This window comes from Pseudomonas sp. NGC7 (assembly GCF_047159675.1).
Lineage (GTDB): Bacteria > Pseudomonadota > Gammaproteobacteria > Pseudomonadales > Pseudomonadaceae > Aquipseudomonas > Aquipseudomonas kermanshahensis.
Genome location: NZ_BAAFZY010000001.1, coordinates 343,439 through 366,104, shown reverse-complemented (window position 1 = coordinate 366,104; position 22,666 = coordinate 343,439). Strand labels below are relative to the sequence as shown.

Genomic DNA, 22,666 nt, shown 5'->3' with positions numbered 1-22,666 from the left:
AACACAAAACCTGGGGCCGCTACGCAGCCCTTTCGCGACGCAAGGCCGCTCCTACAAAGAGCTGAGCGCACGGGATCAGGTAACAGTGTTTTACCGATTGCCCAGGTTTTCCGCAGCCCGCCATTGCCTATCCTACGCGGGTCATCCTGCCTGCGATGGACCCATGAAACACTCACTGCCCAGCCGCTACGCCTGCCTTTTCATCTGCCTGTCGTTCACCTGTGCCAGCCTCCCATTACTGCCCCAACATGCCTGGCTCTGGCCATTCACACTGATCACCGCCCTGCTCAGCCTGGTCGGCCTCAATGACCTGCGCCAGAGCCACCACGCGGTGCGGCGCAACTACCCGATCCTGGGCAACATCCGCTACTTGATCGAAACCATCCGCCCGGAAATCCGCCAATACCTGATCGAAGGTGACGACGACAAGCTGCCGTTTTCACGGTCCCAGCGTTCCCTGGTGTATGCACGGGCGAAGAACGAGAGCGCCGAAAAAGCCTTCGGCACGCTCAACGATGCCTACAAACCCGGCTTCGAATTCATCAGCCATTCGATGCTGCCGGTGGCCACGCCCGACCCCGCCTCGTTCCGCATCGCCATTGGCGGGCCGCAGTGCCGGCAACCTTACTCGGCATCGATCTTCAACATCTCGGCCATGAGTTTCGGCGCCCTCAGCGCCAACGCCATCGCGGCGCTCAACCAGGGTGCACGGCTGGGGCGCTTTGCCCATGACACCGGTGAGGGCAGCATCAGCCCGTACCACCGCGAACATGGCGGCGACCTGATCTGGGAGATCGGCAGCGGTTACTTTGGCTGCCGCACCGAAGAAGGCCGTTTCGACCCGCAACGCTTCGCCGAGCAAGCCCGCTCGCCGCAAGTGAAGATGATCGAGATCAAGCTCAGCCAAGGCGCCAAACCCGGCCACGGCGGCATCCTCCCGGGGCACAAAGTCAGCCCGGAAATCGCCGCCACCCGTGGCGTGCGTGAGGGCGAGGACTGTATTTCGCCGGCCGCCCATAGCGCGTTCCGCACGCCGGTCGAACTGCTGCGGTTCGTTGCCAGCCTGCGCGAACTGTCGGGCGGCAAGCCGGTGGGTTTCAAGTTCTGCCTGGGCCACCCGTGGGAATTCATGGGCATTGCCAAAGCCATGCTGGCGACGGGAATCACCCCCGACTTTATCGTCGTCGACGGCAAGGAAGGCGGCACCGGTGCGGCGCCACGCGAGTTCAGTGACAACATGGGCGTGCCCATGCGCGAAGGCTTGATGTTCGTGCACAACACCTTGGTCGGCCTGAATTTGCGCTCGAGCATCCGCATTGGCGCGGCGGGCAAGATCGTCAGCGCCTTCGACATCGCCAGTGTGCTAGCCATTGGTGCCGACTGGGTGAATTCGGCGCGCGGCTTCATGTTCGCCATTGGCTGCATTCAGTCGCAGAGCTGCCACACCAACAAATGCCCGACCGGGGTCGCCACCCAGGACCCGCTCCGCCAGCGTGCGTTGGTGGTGCCGGACAAGGCTCAGCGGGTGGCGAGCTTCCACCGCAATACCCTGCATACATTGGCTGAGATGCTTGCGGCGGCGGGCCTGGAGCACCCGTCGGAGCTCAAGCCCAAACATTTGGCACGGCGTGTCAGCGCCAGCGAGATTGGCTTGTTTTCAGACCTGCATACGTTCCTCAAGCCTGGCGAATTGCTCAGTGGCTCGATTGAAAGCGAGTTTTATGCGCGGATGTGGCGGATGGCTCGCAGCGACAGTTTTGCGCCGGAGACAGGGGAGGTTGTAGAAAAAGAAGTAGTGCGCCACAGACAGGCCGAGCCGGCCTGAAAGCTGGGGTGCTTCGCACCCCTTTCGCGGCGCAAGGCCGCTCCCACACGTACAACGCAAATCTCTGTAGGAGCGGGCTTGCCCGCGATGGGCTGCAAAGCAGCCCCGAGGCCATGCGATCAGAAGATGCTGATCGGGTACTCGACGAATACGCGGACTTCGTTACCGTCGTCGTTGTAGCCGTTCTGCTGTACGGCATTGTTGGTGCGTACGAACGAGCTGCGCAGCTTGACCGACAGGTCTTTGGCCGGGCCGTCTTGAACCACGTAACGGATCTGGTTGAAGATTTCGCGCTCTTTACCTTCACCGAAACCTTGCGGGTTGGCGACGTTGCGGGTGTTGATGTTGTCACCCACTACGTAGGCCAGCTTGTAGGTCAGGCCCGGTACGCCGTAGGCGCCGAAGTCCAGGCCGTAGCCCAGCTGCCAGGAGCGCTCGTCTTCGGCGTTGAAGTCAGACCAGTACGAGTTGGCCAGGTAGATGGTCGAACCACCGTCACCCACGCCACCGGCGTTCTGGTAGAAGCCGTAGTTGTAACCGGTGCTGCCAGTGCTGCGCTGGTGAGCGATGGTGAACGAGTGCGCACCGTAGGCGTAGGTCGCCGCCAGGCTCCAGATGGTGTTGGAGTCACCATTGAGCTCGGCCGCTTTGACGAACTTGTTGTTGATGTCCGACTTGTAGCCGTTGAAGTCCAGGGTCAGGGACTGGTCGCTGGCGATCGGGAAGACATAGTTCATGCCCAGGTAGTGCTTCTGCATCACGTCTTCGTTGTCTGCGGTGTACAGCGAAGCGGTGAAGTTGTCGGTGAACTTGTAGCTACCACCGAAGACGTTGATCGACTTCAGGCCACCACCGTCACGACGCTCGGCACTTTTGCGCGCTTCTTGGGTGAAGCGGCCGGCGTTCAGTTCCAGGCCCTGGATTTCTTTGGAAGTGATCAGGGTACCGGTGAAGCTTTCTGGCAGCAGACGTGCATCGTCGTACTGCAGCACAGGCAGTGCTGGCATCTGGTCACCGTACTTGAGCACGGTGTTGGAGATGCGGAATTTCACGGCTGCGCCGCCACGGGCCAGGTTATGTGGCGAGCTGGCGTTGCCGTCGGCGTTCTTGGTGTCGTGCGGTTTGAAGAAGTCGACGCCGCCGCCACCGTTGTGGCCTTTGCCGCCGTCCAGACGCAAGGCGTACAGGCCGAATGCGTCGACGCCGACACCGACGGTGCCCTGGGTGAAACCGGAGGAGAAGTTGGCGATGACGCCTTGGCCCCATTCGATCTGGTCATCGGTACCGTGCTTCTTGTCACGGTTGATGTAGGCGTTGCGCAGCAGAACGTTGGCGTGGCTGTCTTCGATGAAGCCCTTGCTGTCGGCCTGCTCATTGGCCTGGGCCTGGGTCGCGGCGATCATTGCCAGTGCGACCAGGCTGATCCTGGTTTTCAACATGTTGTTTTCCTTATTTCTTAATCAAAAACGCTTCGCAATATGACGCCAGGAACCAACGCCCCTTCGTAGGTTCGACGCTATGCGGATCCAGACTGAAAGGCTTGCCGGCAATCGCACGGTGGCCTTTTACAGCAGCATGGCCATGTCATGGCCAGCAGGCGTTGGCCGAATCCTAGCGGTGTGCGATTACAAATGTCAAAAAATCGTGAAATGCAGGTTGATATAACCAAAATTCCCCAGGCCGCTGGTGCATTTCCATGCCTGTTGGCCCTATCAGAGGGCATTTTTTCTTCTGTCAGAAATGTCGCTTTGACCAACCCGGCAGCTTTCATGGGCGCGGAGCATACAACAGCGGCAGTTACAAAGTGATACATATGTAAAGACAACCCTTTACAAATACCCAAGCAACAGTAAATAGCAAGCATTACCATTCGCACCCTTTCTCACCTGCCACGGTCCGGATGCCTCCATGCTTGTACCCTGCCGCCTCTCTCCGCTGACGCTTGGCCTGTCGCTGCTGTTCAGCGCCAGCCTTGCCACCGCCGCCACCACCACCCTGCCGGAAATGTCAGTGACTGCCGAAGGCGAGCGCGAGGAGGACAACCCGCGGGTCAAGGAAGTCAGTACCGCGACGCGCACCTCGACCCCCGTGCGCTACGTGCCCCAGGCCATCGACACGGTCAAGACCGCCAACGTGCTGGACTACGGCAACAACACCCTGGGCAAGGCACTTGAGGGCATCCCCAACGTCAGCAGCGGCGCCGACACGCGCTTCGACAGCGTGCGCATCCGCGGCTTCGAGGCCAGCAACGACTTCTACCTGGACGGCATTCGCGACGACAGCCAGTACATCCGCGACCTCAACAACATCGAGCGGGTCGAGGTGCTCAAAGGGCCCGCTGCGGTGTTGTATGGCCGCGGCAGCCAGGGTGGCATCGTCAACCGCGTCAGCAAGGCGCCGGAGCACGGCCGCCGTTCGAGCATCGAGGCGCAAGGCGGCAGCGAAGATTTGCGCAGCCTGTACGCCGACCTCAGCGCCGACCCCAGCGATACCATCAGCCTGCGCCTGAACCTGGGCAACCAGGACAACAACAGCTTCCGCGACGGCATCGATGGCAGCCGCCAGCTGTTCGCCCCGTCGATGAGCTGGCAGCTCTCGCCCGACCTGAACTGGCTGGTGCAGTACGAATACAGCCGCTACAACCGCACACCAGACCGCGGTATCCCCGGGGTCAATGGCCGCCCCGCCGACGTCAGCCGCAGCACCACCTACAGCGATACCCAGCGCGACTACATCGATGACCGCGCCCAGTCGCTGCGCTCGCGGCTCAACTACCAGCTGAACGAAACCTGGCAACTGCGCCACACCCTCGGCCTGTTCAAGCTCGACAGCGAGTTCGACAACACCTATGCGACGGGCTACAACGCCAGCACCAACACTGTCACCCGCCAGCGCTGGCAACAGGACCTGAACACCCGCAACCTGTTCAACAACCTCGAAGCCGAGGGCGACTTCACTACCGTGGGGCTGGAGCACAAGCTGTTGGTGGGCTTGGAGTTCGGCAGCCAACGGCGTGACCCGACCCTGTACACCGCTGCGCCTAATAGTGTGCCCAGCCTGGACGTTGGCAACCCCGACCGCAGCCGGCAGCACACGGGCCCAATGTTGCTGTCGAGCGACAACCACACCGTGGTCCAAAGCCGTGGCCTCTACCTGCAAGACCAGGTCCGCCTGAACGATCAATGGCAGGTGCTCGCCGGCGTGCGTTTCGACCAGTTCGAGGTAGAGACCACCAACAAGGATGGCCTGACCGAGCCGCAGGACAGCAACACCACCAGCCCGCGCCTGGGTGTGGTCTACACGCCGTGGCGAGACCACTCCTTCTATGCATCGTGGAGCAAGACCTTCTCGCCAGTGGGCGGTGGCCTGATCGGCATCACCCCCGGCGCGCCGGGCAACACCAACGACACCGGGCCAGAGCTGACCCGCCAGAAGGAGATCGGGGTCAAGAGCGACTGGTTCGACCAGCGCCTCACCACCACCCTCGCCGTGTATGAACTGGAGCTGTACAACCGCCGCACGCGTGACCCGGAAAACCCGGAAATCACCCTGCTCAGCGGCTTGCAACGTTCCCGAGGCATCGAGCTGACCGCCACCGGCAATATCGTCGGCAACTGGTACGTGCGCGGGGGCATCGGCCTGCAGGATGCGACCATCGTCAAAGACAACAATAACCAGGAAGGCAACCGCATCAACGACGTGGCCAAGCGTAATGCCAGCCTGTTCGTGACCTGGAAACCGGAATTGGGCTGGTACGCCGAGACCGGCTTGACGTTGGTGGGTGAGCGTTATGCCGATAACCAGAACACCACGGTGTTGCCAGGCTACGGCCGCTGGGATGCGCTGGCTGGCTACCGCACCCACGACTGGGATGTGCGGGCGGCGTTGAACAACATTGCCGACAAGACCTACTACAGCTCGGCGACCAGTGCGGCGCAGATCCAGGTGGGCGACCCGCGGAGCCTTGTGGTGACGAGCACTTACCGCTTCTGATCTTTGTTGCCTGTACCGGCCTCTTCGCAGCACAAGGCTGCGCCTACAGGGATCGCGCGCCACCTGTAGGAGCAGCCTTGTGCTGCGAAGGGGCCAGCACCGGTAAAACCGATGAGATCAGTGCCACACCGCCATCAGCGCCTGCATCTCTGCTTCACTGATCAGCCCTTGCGGGTATCGCCCGGCAAGCAAACGTCGTGGGTCGGTCGTCCTGACCTGGATGTTTCCATGGTGCTTCAACCACTGCGCCAACAGCTTGAGCGATGGGTGGTTAACTGCCGATGGGCACAAAGCCGACTCACTTGCTGCGTTCATTTCCACACGTACTCCTTTGCCCGTGAGCGGCTAATTTACGTAGGCATTGTTACAGATCAGAGAGCCCGACCCATTCGAGCTATCTAATTGAAAAACAATACAAAACGTATGCCACTCAGGCGGCCGGACGTCGCTTGGAAAGGTCACCCGAAAAAAAGGCCCGTCGTATGACGGGCCTTTTTATTCAGGGTGGTCTCAGCGCTTGACTGGCGCCGGCTGCTGCTGGGTCAGGCAGTGGATATTGCCGCCCCCCAACAACAATTCACGGCCTGGGATCATGACCACTTCATGATCCGGGAAGAGCTCGGCCAGGATGGCTCTGGCCTGGGCATCGGCAGGGTCATCGAAGCTCGGCGCGATGATGCCGCCATTGACGATCAGGAAGTTCACATACGAGCCGGCCAGGCGCACCGACGGGTCGCGCTCCTGGCTACCGGCCACTTGGTCGACGCCAGCACACTCTTCAGCCGTGGCGTACAGCGGGCCCGGGATCGGCATCTTGTGCACCACGAACTCACGGCCTTTGGCGTCGCGGGTGTTCTTCAACACGTCCATTGCCGCGTGGCAGCGGGCGTAGTTGGGGTCGTTGGAATCATCGGTCCAAGCCAGTAACACTTCGCCCGGGCGCACGTAACAGCAGAAGTTGTCGACGTGGCCGTCGGTCTCGTCGTTGTACAGGCCGTCCGGCAGCCAGACCACGGTATCGACGGCCAACTGCTCACGCAGGACCGCTTCGATTTCCTCACGGCCCAGGTGCGGGTTGCGGTTACGGTTGAGCAGGCATTCTTCGGTGGTGATCACCGTGCCCTCGCCGTCCACGTGGATCGAGCCACCCTCCAGCACGAAGCCCTCGGTTTGGTAGCGCTGGCAGCGCTCCATTTCCAAGACCTTGGCGGCCAGTTCCTCATCACGGTTCCAGGGTGCGTAGAGCCCGCCATCGAAGCCGCCCCAGGCATTGAAGCCCCAGTCCACGCCGCGCACTTCGCCTTGGTCGTTGATGACGAAGGTCGGGCCGGTGTCGCGCACCCAGGCGTCGTCATTGCTGATTTCCACGACGCGGATGTTCGGCAGGTCGAGCTGACGGCGTGCGTTTTCGTACTGGCCAGCAGAAACACCCACGGTCACTGGCTCGAAGCGGGCGATCGCCTTGGCCAATGTCACATGAGCGGCCTGTGCCGGTTTGCCACCCAGGCGCCAGTTGTCCGAACGCTCCGGCCAGACCATCCAGACCTGGGTCTGCGGCGCCCATTCAGCGGGCATGTGGAAGCCGTCGGCACGGGGGGTAGAATTGAGGGTTTTCATGGTTAACCTCTGCGTAGGCCCTGAGCCGATGTGCGCTGGGGCGTTGGTCGATGGGGGTAGGAGCAGCGATGGCAAATTTATAACCGATATATATCGGCTTTAAAAGCAAAAATAGCCGATCTGCAAAGCCTTACCCCTTATTAGATCGATATCAATCGGCATATCCATCATAATCACGCTCAAAGCCATGATATTTGTCTGCCACCACCCTAGCCGACCAGCTAGGCTGCATGCCATAGAACTTGGTTTACCAGAGGCGACTTGAGATGCGCATACTCGTCACAGGCGGCGCCGGCTTCATTGGCTCGGCGCTGGTCCGTCACCTGATCGACAACACCGAACACGAAGTGCTGAACCTCGACAAGCTGACCTACGCCGGCAACCTCGAGTCGCTGCAAAGCATCGCCAACAATACCCGTTACGAATTCGTCCAGGCCGATATCGCTGATGCGGCGACAGTCAGTGCCGTACTCGAGCGCTTCCAGCCCGACGCAATCATGCACCTGGCTGCCGAGTCCCATGTGGACCGTTCGATCGACGGCCCGGCGGCGTTCATCCAGACCAATATCGTCGGCACCTATGCCCTGCTCGAAGCTACCCGTGCCTGGTGGAGCCGCCTGCCTGCCGAGCAGCGCCGTGCGTTCCGCTTTCACCATATCTCCACCGACGAAGTGTATGGCGACCTGCATGGCGCCAACGACCTGTTCCACGAGACCACGCCGTATGCGCCCAGCTCCCCCTATTCGGCGAGCAAGGCCGCCTCGGACCACCTGGTACGCGCCTGGCACCGCACGTATGGCCTGCCGGTACTGATCACCAACTGCTCGAACAACTACGGCCCGTACCATTTCCCTGAAAAGCTGATCCCGCTGATGATCCTCAATGCCCTGGCCGGCAAGCCACTGCCGGTGTACGGCAATGGCCAGCAGGTTCGCGACTGGCTGTTCGTCGAAGACCACGCCCGGGCGTTGCTCGAGGTGGTGAGCCGCGGCGAGGTCGGCGAAACGTACAATATCGGCGGCCACAACGAGCAGAAGAACCTCGACGTGGTCCACGCCATCTGTGCCCTGCTCGACGAGCTGGCGCCACAGCACCCTGAAGGCGTGGCCCGTTATGCAGACCTGATCACCTACGTTCAGGACCGCCCCGGCCATGACCTGCGCTATGCCATCGATGCCAGCAAGATCGAACGGGAGCTGGGCTGGGTACCGCAGGAAACCTTCGCCACCGGGCTGCGCAAGACCGTGCAGTGGTACCTGGATAACCTGCAGTGGTGCCGCCATGTCCAGGATGGCAGCTACCAGGGGGAACGCCTGGGCAATACCGACATCAAGGAGCTCATTGCATGACCAAGGGCATCGTCCTGGCCGGAGGATCCGGCACCCGCCTGCACCCCATCACCCTCGGGGTATCCAAGCAACTGCTGCCGATTTATGACAAGCCGATGATCTACTACCCGATCTCGGTGCTGATGCTCGCCGATATCCGCGACATCCTGCTGATCTCCACGCCCCAGGACCTGCCTCAGTATCGCCAGCTGTTCGGCGATGGCAGCCAGTTCGGCATTCGCATCAGCTATGCCGAGCAGCCATCACCCGACGGCCTGGCCCAGGCATTCCTGATCGGTGAGGAGTTTATCGGTGACGACTCGGTCTGCCTCATCCTCGGTGACAACATCTTCCATGGCCAGAGCTTCACCGAACAGTTGCAGCGCGCGGTCAGCCACCCCAGCGGCGCCACCGTGTTCGGCTATTGGGTCAAGGACCCGGAGCGCTTCGGTGTGGTCGAGTTCGACGAGCAGGGCAACGCGCTGTCCATCGAAGAGAAGCCACTCAAGCCCAAGTCCAGCTATGCCGTGACGGGCCTGTACTTCTACGACAACGACGTGGTCGAAATCGCCAAAGGCATTCGCCCCTCGGAGCGCGGCGAGCTTGAGATCACCGATGTCACCAATGCCTACCTCAAGCGCGGCGACTTGCGCGTGGAGCGCTTTGGCCGTGGCTTCGCCTGGCTCGACACCGGCACCCACGAGAGCCTGCTGGATGCCTCGCAATATGTGCAAACCATCGAGAACCGCCAGGGGCTGAAAGTGGCCTGCCTGGAAGAAATCGCCTTCAACAAGGGCTGGATCACCCGTGACCAGCTGCTGGCAAAGGCTGAAAAACTCAAGAAGACCGGTTACGGTCAGTACCTGGGCAAACTGGCAAACGAGTCTGCATGAACATCATCCCCACCGAGATCCCTGACGTACTGATCATCGAGCCAACGGTATACGGTGACAGCCGTGGCTTCTTCTTCGAAGCCTTCAATGCCCGCGAATTCGCGAAGCACACCGGCGTCACCGTGAGCTTTGTCCAGGACAACCACTCGCGCTCCGTCAAAGGCGTGTTGCGCGGCCTGCACTATCAGGTGGAAAACACCCAGGGCAAACTGGTGCGGGTGGTACAGGGCGAGATACGCGACATTGCCGTGGACGTGCGCAAGAGCTCGCCCACGTTCGGCAAATGGGTCGCGGTGCACCTGTCGGCCGATAATCATCGGCAATTGTGGATTCCACCGGGGTTCGCCCACGGCTTCTCGGTGGTCAGCGAATCGGCCGAATTTCTCTACAAGACCACGGACTACTACAACCCTGGCGCAGACCGTTGCATCCGCTGGGACGACACTGAGCTGGCCATCGACTGGCAACTCGCGGGGCCGCCGGTGCTGTCGGACAAAGACAAGGTCGGCGTACCGCTGAGCGAGGCGCAACTGCTGCCATGAAAATCGTCGTCTGCGGCCGTAATGGCCAGGTTGCCCAAGCGCTGCAGGCGCAGTTGGCCGGGCTTGGCGAGCTACACGTGCTTGGCCGCGAGCACCTCGACCTTGCACAGCCCGAGGCCCTGCGCGAGCCGCTGCGCCGGCTCGCCCCCGACCTGATCATAAACGCTGCTGCCTACACGGCGGTGGACCAGGCCGAACAAGAGCCCGAGCTGGCCTTTGCAATCAATGCCCATGGCCCCCGCGTGCTCGCCGAAGAAGCAGCACAGCTGGGTGCGCCGCTCATCCACTACTCCACCGACTACGTCTTCGACGGCAGCAAGGCCACGCCCTATACCGAACAAGACACGCCCAACCCCCTGGGGGTTTATGGCCACAGCAAACTGGCCGGCGAGCAGGCGATTACTGCGGTGGCCGGCCAGCACCTGATCCTGCGCACCAGCTGGGTCTATTCGTTGTATGGGCGCAACTTCCTGCTGACAATGCAGCGCCTGCTGCAGGAAAAACCCCAACTGCGCGTGGTAAACGACCAGATTGGCGCGCCGACATCTGCCGTTACCCTTGCCGCCAGCACCCGCACGCTGATCGAGCGCTGGCACGCTGGGCAGGCTGGCGACTGGGGCACCTACCACCTCACTGCGCAAGGTGAGACCTCGTGGTTCGGTTTCGCCCAGGCGATCGCCGAGCAGTTGCGGGCGCAAGGGTTACCCTGTGCCGAACTGCAGCCGATCCCGTCCAGCGAATACCCCACACCCGCCCGCAGGCCACTCAATTCACGCTTGGACTGCTCACGCTTGGCCCAGCAATGGCACATCAGCCTGCCGCACTGGCAGCAGGCGCTGATCGACTGCCTCAAGTAGCGCATAATTGCGTCAGACTTTTCTGGCGCATTGACCTGATGATCGCGAAACCCACGCCCCCACGCCGTCCCCGCTGGCGCAGCCTGGCCCTGCTGGCCGTGTGCCTGATCCCACTGCTGTGGCCGCTGCATCATCTGGCCGAGCGCTATTACCAGGAAGAGCTGGCCTCGCAGAATCGCCAGACCCTCGACCTGTACGTCGCCAACCTGCTGGGCACCCTGCACCGCTACGAAACCCTGCCGCAAATCCTCGGCGACCTACCGGCGCTGCGCGGCGTGCTGGCCGACCCGTTCCGCCTGGAAGCGGTGACCAACGCCAACCGCCTGCTCAAGGACATCGTCCAGCAGACCGGTGCCGAGGTCATGTACCTGATGGACGTCAGCGGCAATACCCTGGCCGCCTCCAATTGGGACAAGCACGACAGTTTCGTCGGTCGCAACTTCGCCTTCCGCCCCTACTTCAACGAAGCCATGGCCGGCCACCTGGGGCGCTTCTTTGGCCAGGGCACCACCTCGGCCAAGCGTGGCTACTTCTTCGCCGCCGCCGTGCGCGACCGCGAGCGGATCGTGGGCGTGCTAGTGGTCAAGGTCGACCTCGACCACACCGAAACCCTCTGGGGCCGTACCCCCGAGCAACTGTTGCTGACCGACCATAACGGCGTGGTCATCCTCACCTCTCGGCCGGACTGGCGTTTCCGCGCCACCCGCGCGCTGACCGAGGCCGAGCGCCAGGCGATCATCGCCATCCAGCCGTACCCGACCCAGGCCCCGCAACCCTTGGTGCTGAACCAGGACGCGTGGATCACCCAGACCCGCGACATCAAGGAAACCGGCTGGCAGGTCAGCATCCTCGCCCCGCGCATCCTGGTCGACCGCTCGGTGCAGACGGTGATGGCCATCGGCGCCGGCACGTTGCTGGTGCTGGTGCTGCTGGCCGGCCTGGTGATGCAGCGGCGCCGGCATTACATCGACCGCATCGACTTCGAGGCCCGTGGCCGTCAAGAGCTGGAAAAGCGCGTCGCCGAACGTACCGCCGACCTTGAAGGCCTCAACACCCGCCTCAAGAGCGCCGTGCTCGAACGTGAAAACGCCCAGCAGGAGGCCGTGCGGGCCCAGGACGAATTGGTCCAGGCCGGCAAGCTGTCGGTGCTGGGCACCATGTCGGCGAGCATCAGCCACGAGCTCAACCAGCCGCTGGCGGCCATCCGCAGCTACGCCGAAAATGCCGAGATCCTGCTCGACCACCAGCGCACCGAAGACGCCCGCGGCAACCTCAAGCTGATCGGTGAGCTGACCGGGCGCATGGCCTCGATCATCGCCCACCTGCGCGCCTTCGCCCGCCGCGACCGCCACGCCCCGGAAAGCGTGGCCCTGCAGCCGGCACTGGACGACGCCCTGGCGCTGCTGGCCAAGCGCCGCCGGGCGATGGCCGTCGAGCTGATCCGCGACCTGCCAGAGGCCACGTTGTGGGTGCAAGCCGGCGAAACCCGCCTGCGCCAAGTGCTGGGCAACCTGCTGGCCAACGCCCTCGATGCCCTGACCGAAAAGGCCAACCCGCGCCGCCTCTGGCTGAGTGCCGAACAGCGCGATGGCTACGTCTACCTGTACATCCGCGACAACGGCCCGGGCTTCAGCCGCCAGGCACTGGAGCATGCCAAAGAGCCGTTCTTCACCACCAAGACCCGCACCCAGGGCCTTGGCCTGGGGCTGGCCATCTGCGAAAGCCTGATGCGCGCCCTGGGCGGCGAACTGCTGCTGGCCAACCACCCAGAAGGCGGTGCCCTGCTTACCCTGCAACTGCGCGTGGCGGCACCCGGCGCTACCCTGCCCAATTCGGAGGACCCCTCGGCATGAGCCCCGAGACACTGATCGACAGCCAAGCCCAGGTCATTCTGGTCGACGACGACCCGCACCTGCGCCAAGCCCTGAGCCAGACCCTGGACCTTGCCGGGCTCAAGGTGGTGGCGCTGGCCGATGCCCAAGGCCTGGCCGAGCGCATCGAAGCCGACTGGCCCGGTGTGGTGGTCAGCGACATCCGCATGCCGGGCATCGATGGCCTGCAACTGCTGGAGCAACTGCACGGCCGCGACAGCGAACTGCCCGTGCTGCTGATTACCGGCCACGGCGATGTGCCGCTGGCGGTACAGGCCATGCGTGCCGGCGCCTATGACTTCCTCGAAAAGCCGTTCGCCAGCGACGCCCTGCTCGACAGCGTGCGCCGCGCCCTGGCCCTGCGCCGCCTGGTGCTGGACAACCGCAGCCTGCGCCTGGCCTTGAGCGACCGCCAGCAACTGGCCACCCGCCTGGTGGGCCAGTCGCCGACGATGCTACGCCTGCGTGAGCAGATCGGCGCTTTGGCCGGCACCCGTGCCGATGTGCTGATTCTGGGTGAGACTGGCGCCGGCAAAGAGGTGGTGGCCCGCGCCCTGCACGACCTTTCTAGCCGCCGCGACGGGCCCTTCGTGGCCATCAACGCCGGGGCATTGGCCGAATCGGTGGTCGAGAGCGAGCTGTTTGGCCACGAACCCGGCGCCTTCACCGGCGCGCAGAAGCGGCGTATCGGCAAGTTCGAATTCGCCAATGGCGGCACGCTGTTCCTCGATGAAATCGAGAGCATGAGCCTGGATGTTCAGGTGAAGCTGCTGCGCATGCTGCAGGAGCGGGTGGTCGAACGCCTGGGCGGCAACCAGTTGATCCCGTTGGATATCCGCATCATCGCCGCCACCAAGGAAGACCTGCGTCAGTCCGCTGACCAAGGGCGCTTCCGGGCCGACCTGTATTACCGCCTGAACGTGGCGCCGCTGCGCATCCCCCCGCTGCGCGAGCGCGGCGATGACATTTTGGTGTTGTTCCAGCACTTTGCCGACGCCGCCAGCCAGCGCCACGGCTTGCCGCCGCACACCCTGCAGCCGGCCCAGCGCGCCTTATTGCTGCGCCACGACTGGCCGGGCAACGTGCGTGAGCTACAGAACGTCGCCGAGCGCTTCGCCCTTGGCCTGGAGCTTGCCCTCGACGGCCAGGCGCCCGCTGCGGCAACGCCCACGGCGGCGGTATTGACCGGCAACCTCAGCGAACAGGTCGAACAGTTCGAGCGCTCGCTGATCGCCGCCGAGCTTGCCCAGCCGCACAGCTCGATGCGCAGCCTGGCCGAAGCGCTGGGCATCCCCCGCAAGACCCTGCATGACAAATTACGCAAACACAGCCTCAATTTTGACGGTGGCAGTGGCGGGCACGACGACCAGGAGGACAACCGTCCATGAGCAGCGACAGCCAGTACCTGCAATCCGTACTGCACAGCGACATCCCTCTGACCCGCGAAATGGGCCTGGAGGTCATCGATTGGCAACAGCACACCCTGCGCCTGCAACTGCCGCTGGCAGCCAACGTCAACCACAAGAGCACCATGTTCGGCGGCAGCCTGTACTGCGCCGCGGTGCTGGTGGGTTGGGGGTGGCTGCACCTGCGCTTGCGCGAGCTGGGCATTGATGACGGGCATATCGTCATTCAGGAAGGGCAGATCAGCTATCCGCTGCCGGTCACCGGCGCGGCGGTGGCCCGTTGTGCGGCGCCGGACGAGAAGGCTTGGGAACGCTTCGTGGCGATGTACCAGCGCCGCGGCCGGGCGCGTTTGACGCTGGAAACCACCGTCAGCAATGCCGGCAGTGACGAGCCTGCCGTGAAATTCAGCGGCCAGTACGTGCTGCACCGCTGACGCACACGCATGGACCGAAACAACGCCTGCTGACCTAGCAGGGGCTCTGTGGGAGCGGGTTTACCCGCGAACACCGGCGAAGCCGGTGCCAGAAACCGGTTTGGCTTCTTCGCGGGTAAACCCGCTCCCACAGGATCATGAGGCGCGGGGTTAAGCGTTTTGTTCTTTACACGCCAGATCGATCAAGGCTTGGCGCCAGGCGGCTGTGCGGGGCAAGGCCAGGAAGAATGGATTGAGCAGGGATTCACGCGCCGGGTAGGTGAACGGCTGGCCATCCAGCCCAATCACCTCGCCACCGGCCCCCTCCAATACGCCCTGTGCAGCGGCGGTATCCCACTGCGACGTCGGCGCCAGGCGCGGGTAGCAATCGGCGCTGCCTTCGGCCAGCAGGCAGAACTTCAGCGAGCTGCCGATATTGGCCAGGTCCAGCTCACCCAGCGCCGCCCCTAACCCTGCCAACAGCGCCTCTTGCTCGGGGCTGGAATGGCGACGGCTGGCCACCACCGTGAAACGGCCTTCGGCAGGCGGTGCGTTACGCACCTGGATTGGCTGGGCAGCTTCCCCCGCCTCGGCACGCCACGCACCCAACTGGCGCCCACCCAAGTAGCAGCGCCCGTTGGTCGGCATCGAGACCACGCCAAACACCACCACGCCGTTTTCGATCAGGGCGATGTTGACCGTGAACTCTTCACTGCCCGCAATGAATTCCTTGGTGCCGTCCAGCGGGTCGACCAGCCACCAGCGGCTCCAGCCCTGGCGCTCGACCAGCGAAATGTTGCAGTCCTCCTCGGACAGCACCGGGATCTGTGGCGCCAGCGCCAGCAGGCCATCAGCGATGATGCGGTGGGCGGCCAGGTCGGCGGCGGTCACCGGGGAATCATCAGCCTTGTTGGTCACCGCCACGTCGGCCCGCCAGAACGGCAGAATCGCCTCGCCCGCCAGATGGGCCAGCTTGACCACTTCGTGCATCAGTTGCAGGTCGTTCATAGCTCCAGCAGCCCCCGCTGCATCAGCAGATCGCGCGCCAGGTACAGCGCCGCCAAGGCACGGCCCTCGGTAAATTGCGGGTGCATGGCCAGCGCCGACAGCTCGCGCAGGTTGACCTTGTCGACGCCCATGGGCTCTGGTTCGTCGCCCTCAAGGCGTTCTTCATACAGGTCGGTGGCCAGCACCACCTGAATCTTCTGGCTCATGTAGCCCGGCGACAGCGACAACTCGGTTAGGTGTTCCAGCTGCCGCGCACCAAAGCCGGCTTCTTCCTTGAGTTCGCGGTCCGCCGCTGCCAGCACGTCTTCGCCTGGCTCGATCAAGCCCTTGGGCAGCGACAGCTCGTATTCGTCCGTGCCGCCGCAGTACTCCTCGACCAGCACGGCATGCTCGGCATCGAGCATGGCCACGATCATCACCGCCCCGTAACCATTGCCCCGGCCGACCAAGCGTTCATACGTGCGCTCGGCACCGTTACTGAAGCGCAATTGCACGGCCTCGACGCGGAACAGGCGGCTGCTGGCGACGATTTCGCGGTTAAGGACGGTGGGTTTCTGGCGCATGGGGCAGCTCCTTGGCGTGAACGGGTTACTATACCGTGGCTAGCCGACTGAACGAGAGTTTCCCATGCCTGTTCTTCCCTGGTCTGCCATCGATACTGTCCTGCTGGACATGGACGGCACGCTGCTCGACCTGCACTACGACAACCGCTTCTGGCTGGAGCACCTGCCCCAGCGCTATGCCGAGCTGCATGGCGTGAGCCGAGCCATGGCGGAAATGGAGCTGCAGCCTTTGTTCGAGCGCAATGCTGGCACGCTCAACTGGTATTGCCTGGACTTCTGGAGCCGTGAACTGAAGCTGCCGATCCGCGAACTGAAACGCGAGATCGCCGACCTGATCGCCCTGCGCCCCGACGCCGACACCTTCCTGGCCGCCATCCGTCAGGCAGGCAAACGCGTGGTGATGATCACCAATGCCCACCGTGACTCGCTGTCACTGAAGCTGGAGCGGGTGGAACTGGCGCCGTATTTCGAGCGGCTGATCAGTTCGCATGATTATGGCTACCCGAAAGAGAGCCCACAGTTTTGGGATGCCTTGCAGGCGGATATCGGCTTTGAGCCTGCGCGCAGCCTGTTCATCGATGACACCCTGGCGATTTTGCGCAGTGCCCAGCGGTTTGGCGTGGGGCATTTGCTGGCAGTGCGCCAGCCCGATAGCCAGGCGGCACCTCGCGACACCCAGGAGTTTGCAGCGGTCGAGGATTACCGGGATTTGCTGGCAGGCCTGTGAGGGCCCTTTCGCGGGGCAAGCCCACAGGTATCCCGCAAAACTGCAGTGTTGCGGGATACCTGTGGGAGCGGGCTTGCCCCGCGAAAGGGCCGGCACAGCCTACAGAGATCTATCAGTCCGGAATACGCAACACCTGCCCCGGGTAGATCTTGTCCGGGTGCGTGAGCATCGGCTTGTTCGCCTCGAAGATCTTGTTGTACTGGTTGCCATTGCCATACACGACTAGGGCAATGGCTGAAAGGGTGTCACCCTTTTTAACGGTAACGAACCGCGCAGCCTGAACGACTGGCCCTGTTACCTTGATCTGATCGTCAACGCTGGCCACACCACTGATGTTGCCCGCCGCCAGAATGATCTTCTCCTTCTCCTCCTGGCTGGCCACCTCACCCTTGAGGATGATCTTGTCGCCTTCTACAGTGGCGGTGATGTTCGGATTACCCAGGCCAACCTTTTGCACATGCTCCTTGAGCTGCTCCTCGGCATTGGCATTGCCGGGAGTCAGCAGGTCGATCAACTTCTCGCCGGCTTCCTTCACAAAACTGAACAGGCTCATTGCGTTCTCCTTGTTGATAAAACCTCGGAGCCAGGAGTCTAGGCCAGGATTGCTCGGCCTGCCCCACTGCGACCAATCGACGCGGTCTATCACGGCATAGACCCTAGCGATTAGACGTGACCGGCCCACAGGCCTAGGCTTGTGCTATCAAAAAGCCGCCGGTAGTCAGCCCCGATGAACAGCAAACCTCCGGTCTGCGCGGCCTCATCGCCTTTGGCCTTGCCCGCCGCCAGCAACACCTACGAATACGTCCAGCTCAGCGACGCCGAGCGCGCCAGCACGCCATTGGCCGAAGAAGTGGCCCTGGCCATCGCCTTCAACGGCCTCAATCAAGCCGTGATGCTGGTGAGCCCGACCGACCTGGAAGACTTTGCAGTCGGTTTCAGCGTCGGCAGCGGGATTGTCGAAGGCACCCAGGAAATCTATGACCTCAAGCTTTCTGGCAGCGGTTCGGCGATGTACGCCGACCTGGAAATCTCCAGCCGCGCCTTCTGGAACCTGAAAAACCAGCGCCGCCAACTGGCCGGCACCAGCGGCTGCGGCCTGTGTGGGGTCGAAGCCCTGGAGCAGGCACTGCCAGAGCTTGCCGAACTGCCCGGCGCGCCACTGCCGCCCGCGCACTGGCTGGCTGGCCTGCGCCAGCGCATCGACGCCTTCCAGCCGCTAGGCCAGCATTGCGGCGCGGTGCATGCGGCACTGTTCATGGACCGTAACGGCGAGCTGTTGCTCGGCCGCGAGGACATTGGCCGGCACAACGCCCTCGACAAACTGATCGGCGCCCTGCTGCGCCAAGGCATCGACAGTGAAGGCGGCCTGGCCATCGTCACCAGCCGCTGCAGCCTGGAGCTGATCCAGAAGGTCCTGCGTGCCGGCATCCAGACCCTGGTCAGCCTGTCGGCGCCCACCGGCCTTGCCCTGCAATGGGCACGCAAGCACAACCTCAACCTCATCCACTTGCCCAAGCACAGCGCACCGCGGGTCTACAGCCCAGCGGCGGAGTCGTAACAGCCGTGACCTCGTACCAGCACCTCCCGGACAACGCCCCAGCCTCCTTCCCTCGCTACAAGCCCTACCACGGCCCCGCCGGCGGCTGGGGGGCGTTGCGCAGCGTGGCCAAGGCCTGGGTCGGCAGCGACAATGCGCTGAAGAACATTCGAGCCCTGCTCAAGACCAACCAGAATGGCGGCTTTGACTGCCCTGGCTGCGCCTGGGGCGATTCGCCGGAAAGCGGCATGGTCAAGTTCTGCGAGAACGGCGCCAAGGCAGTCAACTGGGAAGCCACCAAGCGCCGCGTCGATGCCGCCTTCTTCGCCCGCTACAGCGTCAGCGCGCTGCGCGAGCAAAGCGATTACTGGCTGGAGTACCAGGGCCGCCTGACCGAACCAATGGTCTACGACGCTCAACGCGACCATTACCAGCCCATCAGCTGGGAGGCGGCCTTCGCCCTGATCGCCCGCGAACTGAACAACCTGGCAACCCCTGACCAGGCCGAGTTCTACACCTCGGGCCGTGCCAGCAACGAAGCCGCGTACCTCTACCAATTGTTCGTGCGCGCCTACGGCACCAACAACTTCCCGGATTGCTCGAACATGTGCCACGAAGCCAGCGGCGTGGCCCTGGGGCAGAGCGTCGGCGTCGGCAAGGGCACGGTCACCTACGACGATTTCGAGCATGCCGATGCGATCTTCGTCTGGGGCCAGAACCCGGGCACCAACCACCCACGCATGCTCGACCCGCTGCGCGATGCGGTTAAACGCGGTGCCCAAGTGGTGTGCGTCAACCCGCTGAAAGAGCGCGGCCTGGAGCGCTTCCAGCACCCGCAGAACCCGCTGGAGATGTTGACCAACAGTGACCGGCCGACCAACACCGCGTTCTTCCGCCCGGCCCTGGGGGGCGACATGGCGCTGCTGCGTGGCATGGCCAAGTTCGTCCTGCAGTGGGAACGTGAAGCCCAGGCCAAGGGCGAGCCTGCGGTCTTCGACCAAGCCTTCATTGCCGAGCATGGCCACGGCGTCGATGACTACCTGGCCGTGGTCGACGCCACTTCGTGGGAACACATTCAGGCGCAATCCGGCCTGACCCTGGCCGACATCGAGCTGGCCGCGCGCATGTACTGCCGTGGCAAGCGGGTGATCATGTGCTGGGCGATGGGCATCACCCAGCACCGCCATTCGGTGCCGACCATCCAGGAAATCGTCAACCTGCAGATGCTGCGCGGCAACATCGGTGCGCCAGGCGCCGGCCTGTGCCCGGTGCGTGGCCACAGCAACGTCCAGGGCGACCGCACCATGGGCATCAACGAGCGGCCGCCGGTGGCCTTGCTCGACGCCATCGAAAAGCGCTTCAACTTCCCCGTGCCGCGGCACAACGGCCACAACACCGTCGAAGCCATCCACGCCATGCTCGACGGCCGCGCCAAGGTGTTCATCGGGCTGGGCGGCAACTTTGCCCAAGCCACGCCAGACACCGAGCGCACCGCGCAGGCGCTGCGCAACTGCGAACTGACCGTGCACATCAGCACCAAACTCAACCGCAGCCACCTGGTCCACGGCAAGCAGGCGCTGATCCTGCCGTGCCTGGGCCGTACCGACATCGACCTGCAGGCCGATGGCCCACAAGCGGTGACTGTGGAAGACTCGTTCAGCATGGTCCACGCCTCCAACGGCCAGTTGAAACCGCTGTCGACGCAGATGCGCTCGGAGCCTGCGGTGGTTGCCGGTATCGCCGCCGCCACCCTGGGCAAGCAGCCGGTGGATTGGCACTGGCTGGTGGCCGATTACGACCGCATCCGCGACCTGATCGGCGACACCATCCCCGGCTTCAGCGGCTTCAACGAACGCCTGCGTGAACCGGGTGGCTTTTACTTGGGCAACAGCGCCGCCAGCCGCGAATGGAAGACCGCTACCGGCCGCGCCAACTTCAAGGCCAACCTGTTGCCGGATACCTTGCTTGATGAAAGGGTGCGGGCCAGCGGCCAGTTGCCCGACCTGATCATGCAGTCGATGCGCTCGCACGATCAGTACAACACCACCATCTATGGCCTGGATGACCGCTACCGCGGCGTGCGTGGCCAGCGTGAAGTGCTGTTCGCCAACGAGGCCGACATCGTCCGCCTGGGGTTCCAGCCGGGGCAGAAGGTCGACATTGTTTCGTTGTGGGGGGATGAGCATGTGCGCCGAGTGCACGGTTTCACATTGCTGGCCTTCGATATCCCGGCGGGGCAAGCGGCGGCTTACTATCCCGAAGTGAACCCGCTGGTGCCGCTTGAGAGCATTGGCGATGGCAGCCATACGCCGACGTCGAAGTTCATTGCCATCAAGCTGGAGCGGGCGCGGGATAACAATCGGATTATCTGACATTCGCTGCACAATCTTTGTAGGAGCGGCCTTGCGTCGCGAAAGGGCTGCGCAGCAGCCCCCAATTTCGGCGTCGCCGCAAATATTGCTGGGGCCGCTTTGCGGCCCTTTCGCGACGCAAGGCCGCTCCTACAAAGCCAGTGTATGACTGCGCGGAACGTAACCGGCAAAAACGAAAAAAGCCCTGTTCCGCAACGGTTCAGGGCTTTGTCATAAATACCTCTGACAGCCAAAAAACGATAAAGTTTCACAGCAAATACAGTAACTTAGAGAATTGTGTACAACTCGTGCTACTCGTCGGATTTCAATTGCAAGCCGCCCTCCAGAGCCTCAAATTCGCCTCGTCATCCTTATGAGGCTCTCTTGATGAAGAAGTACTCCTCGATTCTGTTGTTGTCTTTCAGCTTGCTCAGCGGCGTTGCCATGGCCGGTGGCAATACCGAGGCCGGCATTGGCGGCGCATTGGGTGGGGTACTCGGCTCCGTCGTGGGCAACTCCATCGGTGGTAGCACAGGCGGCGCGATTGGTGCCGGCCTGGGCGGCGCCGCCGGCGGCGCACTGGGTGCCGACAAACGTCAGCGTGGCGAAGCCGCCATCGGTGGCGCACTGGGCGCTGCAGGCGGTAACGTGGTCGGTCGCTCCGTGGGCGGCACCACCGGTAGCTACATTGGTGCAGCAGCCGGCGGTGGTGCCGGTGGCGCGCTGGGTAACTACATGGGTAACAAGGCCGACGACGACGAGCGCCATGACGATCGTCGCTACCGTCGCAGCTATGACGACCGCCGTCACTACGACCGTGGCCACCATTACGGCCACCGCAAGCACAAGCGCCACTGGCGCGACTAATGCCTGAGGGCCCAGCCCTGGCAACAAAAGCCCCGCCCGCACCGGCGGGGCTTTTTTATGCCTGTTGCCCGAGCTGAAGGCCAACGAGCACTGCCTGCAGCGCCTCTGGCAACGGCACAGGCCGGCCGCTTGCCCGCTCGATGAACACCTGCACCACCGTCCCCGCCGCACAGGCGTCTTCTTCACCCGGGCGATACAGGGCCAACCGGTACTCCACGGTACTGCCAGCCAGGCGCGTCACGCCCAGCCCCACCTCAAGCACATCCGGAAAGCCCGGCAGGGCGAAGAAGTCTGCCGCCGAACTGACCACGAACGCCGCCAGCGCACCTTCGCGCAGGTCGAATTCGGCCTGCTCCACCAGAAACGCCTGGATGGCGGTTTCGAAGAAGCCATGCACGGTGGCACCGGCGATATGGCCGTTGTGATCGTTGTCTTGCGGGCGGGTGAGGATGGGGTGGAAGTGGGTGAATGCGCTGCGCTGTGGGGCTTCAGTCATTTGTCTGTCTCGCGAGGTCGCAATGAATGCTATCAGTGAAACAGAAATTATGGACGTGATGTGCATTTGCTGGCCGAGAGATGGGGTGAAGGCTGCCAGGTGCTTGCCTTGGGTTCTGAGGTGGTGCGCAAATTGAGCGCCGCCCGCGTGGCGCTTCGCAGCACAAGGCTGCTCATTTGTTTCGGGCCAATGCATCCTGAGGCAGAGGCGCGCGGCCCTTTTGGCGTCCACCTCGATATCGTGAGGAACAAACAAGGCGGTCGCGCGCGTTGGTACAGGCGTTACTGGCCCGAAACAGATGTAGGAGCAGCCTTGTGCTGCGAAGCGCCGCGCGGGCGGCGCTCGATCTCACGGGCGCTGAATATGCTGTGG

At 63.1% G+C, this 22,666-nt stretch carries 20 protein-coding genes; 13 read left to right on the top strand and 7 right to left on the bottom strand.

The annotated features are described in order from the left end of the window. Nucleotides 1-163 precede the first annotated feature (163 nt). Entirely contained in the window at nucleotides 164-1,825 is a 1,662-nt protein-coding gene (locus ACMCNM_RS01640; RefSeq protein ID WP_186681886.1) for an FMN-binding glutamate synthase family protein, read from the top strand. A 119-nt stretch (nucleotides 1,826-1,944) separates the two neighbouring features. Here ACMCNM_RS01640 and ACMCNM_RS01635 read toward each other — a convergent pair whose 3' ends face one another. Further along, the gene (locus tag ACMCNM_RS01635) at nucleotides 1,945-3,264 is read right to left on the bottom strand and encodes an OprD family porin (RefSeq protein WP_027595212.1); all 1,320 of its coding nucleotides are present in this window, start codon (nucleotides 3,262-3,264) and stop codon (nucleotides 1,945-1,947) included. Nucleotides 3,265-3,733: 469 nt separating this feature from the next. On the opposite strand from ACMCNM_RS01635, the gene ACMCNM_RS01630 reads away from it, so the two are divergent. Next, nucleotides 3,734-5,818 carry a TonB-dependent receptor gene (locus ACMCNM_RS01630; RefSeq protein WP_186703132.1) on the top strand — a complete coding sequence of 695 codons (2,085 nt, stop codon included), beginning with the start codon at nucleotides 3,734-3,736 and terminating at the stop codon, nucleotides 5,816-5,818. Nucleotides 5,819-5,935: 117 nt separating this feature from the next. Here ACMCNM_RS01630 and ACMCNM_RS01625 read toward each other — a convergent pair whose 3' ends face one another. Then, the gene (locus ACMCNM_RS01625; RefSeq protein ID WP_027595210.1) at nucleotides 5,936-6,133 is read right to left on the bottom strand and encodes a hypothetical protein; all 198 of its coding nucleotides are present in this window, start codon (nucleotides 6,131-6,133) and stop codon (nucleotides 5,936-5,938) included. A 195-nt stretch (nucleotides 6,134-6,328) separates the two neighbouring features. Beyond that, on the bottom strand, nucleotides 6,329-7,435 hold the full coding sequence (gene aguA / locus ACMCNM_RS01620) for an agmatine deiminase (protein WP_027595209.1): 1,107 nt from the start codon (nucleotides 7,433-7,435) through the stop codon (nucleotides 6,329-6,331). Between the two features lie 266 nt (nucleotides 7,436-7,701). On the opposite strand from aguA, the gene rfbB reads away from it, so the two are divergent. From rfbB to ACMCNM_RS01585, 7 genes are read left to right on the top strand one after another with little or no spacing between them, the layout of a single operon-like run. Beyond that, a complete protein-coding gene (gene rfbB, locus ACMCNM_RS01615; RefSeq protein WP_412763835.1) occupies nucleotides 7,702-8,784 on the top strand; it encodes a dTDP-glucose 4,6-dehydratase in 1,083 nt (360 codons plus the stop codon). After that, nucleotides 8,781-9,656: a glucose-1-phosphate thymidylyltransferase RfbA gene (gene rfbA / locus ACMCNM_RS01610; RefSeq protein ID WP_186681880.1), complete on the top strand. Its 876-nt coding sequence runs from the start codon at nucleotides 8,781-8,783 to the stop codon at nucleotides 9,654-9,656. The genes rfbB and rfbA overlap by 4 nt, the downstream gene beginning before the upstream one ends. Then, nucleotides 9,653-10,198, top strand: a complete 546-nt coding sequence (gene rfbC, locus ACMCNM_RS01605; protein ID WP_412763834.1) for a dTDP-4-dehydrorhamnose 3,5-epimerase — start codon at nucleotides 9,653-9,655, stop codon at nucleotides 10,196-10,198. Before rfbA ends, rfbC begins: the two co-directional genes overlap by 4 nt. Then, a complete protein-coding gene (gene rfbD, locus ACMCNM_RS01600) occupies nucleotides 10,117-11,055 on the top strand; it encodes a dTDP-4-dehydrorhamnose reductase (protein ID WP_412765897.1) in 939 nt (312 codons plus the stop codon). Before rfbC ends, rfbD begins: the two co-directional genes overlap by 82 nt. 38 nt (nucleotides 11,056-11,093) lie before the next feature. After that, on the top strand, nucleotides 11,094-12,908 hold the full coding sequence (locus ACMCNM_RS01595; protein WP_027595204.1) for a sensor histidine kinase: 1,815 nt from the start codon (nucleotides 11,094-11,096) through the stop codon (nucleotides 12,906-12,908). Continuing rightward, nucleotides 12,905-14,314, top strand: a complete 1,410-nt coding sequence (locus ACMCNM_RS01590) for a sigma-54-dependent transcriptional regulator (RefSeq protein WP_027595203.1) — start codon at nucleotides 12,905-12,907, stop codon at nucleotides 14,312-14,314. The genes ACMCNM_RS01595 and ACMCNM_RS01590 overlap by 4 nt, the downstream gene beginning before the upstream one ends. Then, entirely contained in the window at nucleotides 14,311-14,766 is a 456-nt protein-coding gene (locus ACMCNM_RS01585; RefSeq protein WP_027595202.1) for a YiiD C-terminal domain-containing protein, read from the top strand. Before ACMCNM_RS01590 ends, ACMCNM_RS01585 begins: the two co-directional genes overlap by 4 nt. A 150-nt stretch (nucleotides 14,767-14,916) precedes the next feature. On the opposite strand, the gene cysQ is transcribed toward ACMCNM_RS01585, so the two are convergent. Further along, nucleotides 14,917-15,753 (bottom strand): 3'(2'),5'-bisphosphate nucleotidase CysQ, encoded by an 837-nt coding sequence (gene cysQ / locus ACMCNM_RS01580; protein WP_412763833.1) that lies wholly within the window; start codon nucleotides 15,751-15,753, stop codon nucleotides 14,917-14,919. Beyond that, the gene (gene nudE / locus ACMCNM_RS01575; protein ID WP_186681872.1) at nucleotides 15,750-16,316 is read right to left on the bottom strand and encodes an ADP compounds hydrolase NudE; all 567 of its coding nucleotides are present in this window, start codon (nucleotides 16,314-16,316) and stop codon (nucleotides 15,750-15,752) included. The genes cysQ and nudE overlap by 4 nt, the downstream gene beginning before the upstream one ends. Before the next feature lie 64 nt (nucleotides 16,317-16,380). Between nudE and yrfG the strand changes: the two genes are divergently transcribed. Continuing rightward, complete coding sequence (gene yrfG / locus ACMCNM_RS01570; RefSeq protein ID WP_027595199.1) at nucleotides 16,381-17,043, top strand: GMP/IMP nucleotidase; 663 nt, start codon at nucleotides 16,381-16,383, stop codon at nucleotides 17,041-17,043. A 112-nt stretch (nucleotides 17,044-17,155) separates the two neighbouring features. Here the strand turns inward: yrfG and lysM are convergent, their stop codons facing one another. Continuing rightward, nucleotides 17,156-17,596 (bottom strand): peptidoglycan-binding protein LysM, encoded by a 441-nt coding sequence (gene lysM, locus ACMCNM_RS01565; protein WP_186681870.1) that lies wholly within the window; start codon nucleotides 17,594-17,596, stop codon nucleotides 17,156-17,158. Nucleotides 17,597-17,770: 174 nt separating this feature from the next. Here lysM and fdhD point away from each other — a divergent pair, with 174 nt between their 5' ends. The 3 genes from fdhD (at nucleotide 17,771) to ACMCNM_RS01550 (ending at nucleotide 21,798) form a co-directional block, all read left to right on the top strand. Then, nucleotides 17,771-18,601: a formate dehydrogenase accessory sulfurtransferase FdhD gene (gene fdhD / locus ACMCNM_RS01560; RefSeq protein ID WP_099452628.1), complete on the top strand. Its 831-nt coding sequence runs from the start codon at nucleotides 17,771-17,773 to the stop codon at nucleotides 18,599-18,601. Between the two features lie 5 nt (nucleotides 18,602-18,606). Then, a complete protein-coding gene (locus tag ACMCNM_RS01555) occupies nucleotides 18,607-20,952 on the top strand; it encodes an FdhF/YdeP family oxidoreductase (RefSeq protein ID WP_412763832.1) in 2,346 nt (781 codons plus the stop codon). Nucleotides 20,953-21,318: 366 nt separating this feature from the next. Beyond that, on the top strand, nucleotides 21,319-21,798 hold the full coding sequence (locus tag ACMCNM_RS01550) for a glycine zipper domain-containing protein (RefSeq protein WP_099428074.1): 480 nt from the start codon (nucleotides 21,319-21,321) through the stop codon (nucleotides 21,796-21,798). A gap of 55 nt (nucleotides 21,799-21,853) precedes the next feature. Here the strand turns inward: ACMCNM_RS01550 and ACMCNM_RS01545 are convergent, their stop codons facing one another. After that, complete coding sequence (locus ACMCNM_RS01545) at nucleotides 21,854-22,294, bottom strand: acyl-CoA thioesterase (RefSeq protein WP_412763831.1); 441 nt, start codon at nucleotides 22,292-22,294, stop codon at nucleotides 21,854-21,856. Nucleotides 22,295-22,666 lie beyond the last annotated feature (372 nt).

Bases quoted from the DNA above. Each gene is read 5' to 3' on its own strand.
- rfbA (WP_186681880.1), top strand. From the start codon at position 8,781: ATGACCAAGGGCATCGTCCTGGCCGGAGGATCCGGCACCCGCCTGCAC.
- ACMCNM_RS01640 (WP_186681886.1), top strand. From the start codon at position 164: ATGAAACACTCACTGCCCAGCCGCTACGCCTGCCTTTTCATCTGCCTG.
- ACMCNM_RS01625 (WP_027595210.1), bottom strand. From the start codon at position 6,133: ATGAACGCAGCAAGTGAGTCGGCTTTGTGCCCATCGGCAGTTAACCAC.
- aguA (WP_027595209.1), bottom strand. From the start codon at position 7,435: ATGAAAACCCTCAATTCTACCCCCCGTGCCGACGGCTTCCACATGCCC.
- nudE (WP_186681872.1), bottom strand. From the start codon at position 16,316: ATGCGCCAGAAACCCACCGTCCTTAACCGCGAAATCGTCGCCAGCAGC.
- ACMCNM_RS01545 (WP_412763831.1), bottom strand. From the start codon at position 22,294: ATGACTGAAGCCCCACAGCGCAGCGCATTCACCCACTTCCACCCCATC.
- rfbB (WP_412763835.1), top strand. From the start codon at position 7,702: ATGCGCATACTCGTCACAGGCGGCGCCGGCTTCATTGGCTCGGCGCTG.
- ACMCNM_RS01590 (WP_027595203.1), top strand. From the start codon at position 12,905: ATGAGCCCCGAGACACTGATCGACAGCCAAGCCCAGGTCATTCTGGTC.
- cysQ (WP_412763833.1), bottom strand. From the start codon at position 15,753: ATGAACGACCTGCAACTGATGCACGAAGTGGTCAAGCTGGCCCATCTG.
- ACMCNM_RS01635 (WP_027595212.1), bottom strand. From the start codon at position 3,264: ATGTTGAAAACCAGGATCAGCCTGGTCGCACTGGCAATGATCGCCGCG.
- ACMCNM_RS01595 (WP_027595204.1), top strand. From the start codon at position 11,094: ATGATCGCGAAACCCACGCCCCCACGCCGTCCCCGCTGGCGCAGCCTG.
- lysM (WP_186681870.1), bottom strand. From the start codon at position 17,596: ATGAGCCTGTTCAGTTTTGTGAAGGAAGCCGGCGAGAAGTTGATCGAC.
- ACMCNM_RS01585 (WP_027595202.1), top strand. From the start codon at position 14,311: ATGAGCAGCGACAGCCAGTACCTGCAATCCGTACTGCACAGCGACATC.
- yrfG (WP_027595199.1), top strand. From the start codon at position 16,381: ATGCCTGTTCTTCCCTGGTCTGCCATCGATACTGTCCTGCTGGACATG.
- fdhD (WP_099452628.1), top strand. From the start codon at position 17,771: ATGAACAGCAAACCTCCGGTCTGCGCGGCCTCATCGCCTTTGGCCTTG.
- ACMCNM_RS01630 (WP_186703132.1), top strand. From the start codon at position 3,734: ATGCTTGTACCCTGCCGCCTCTCTCCGCTGACGCTTGGCCTGTCGCTG.
- rfbC (WP_412763834.1), top strand. From the start codon at position 9,653: ATGAACATCATCCCCACCGAGATCCCTGACGTACTGATCATCGAGCCA.
- ACMCNM_RS01550 (WP_099428074.1), top strand. From the start codon at position 21,319: ATGAAGAAGTACTCCTCGATTCTGTTGTTGTCTTTCAGCTTGCTCAGC.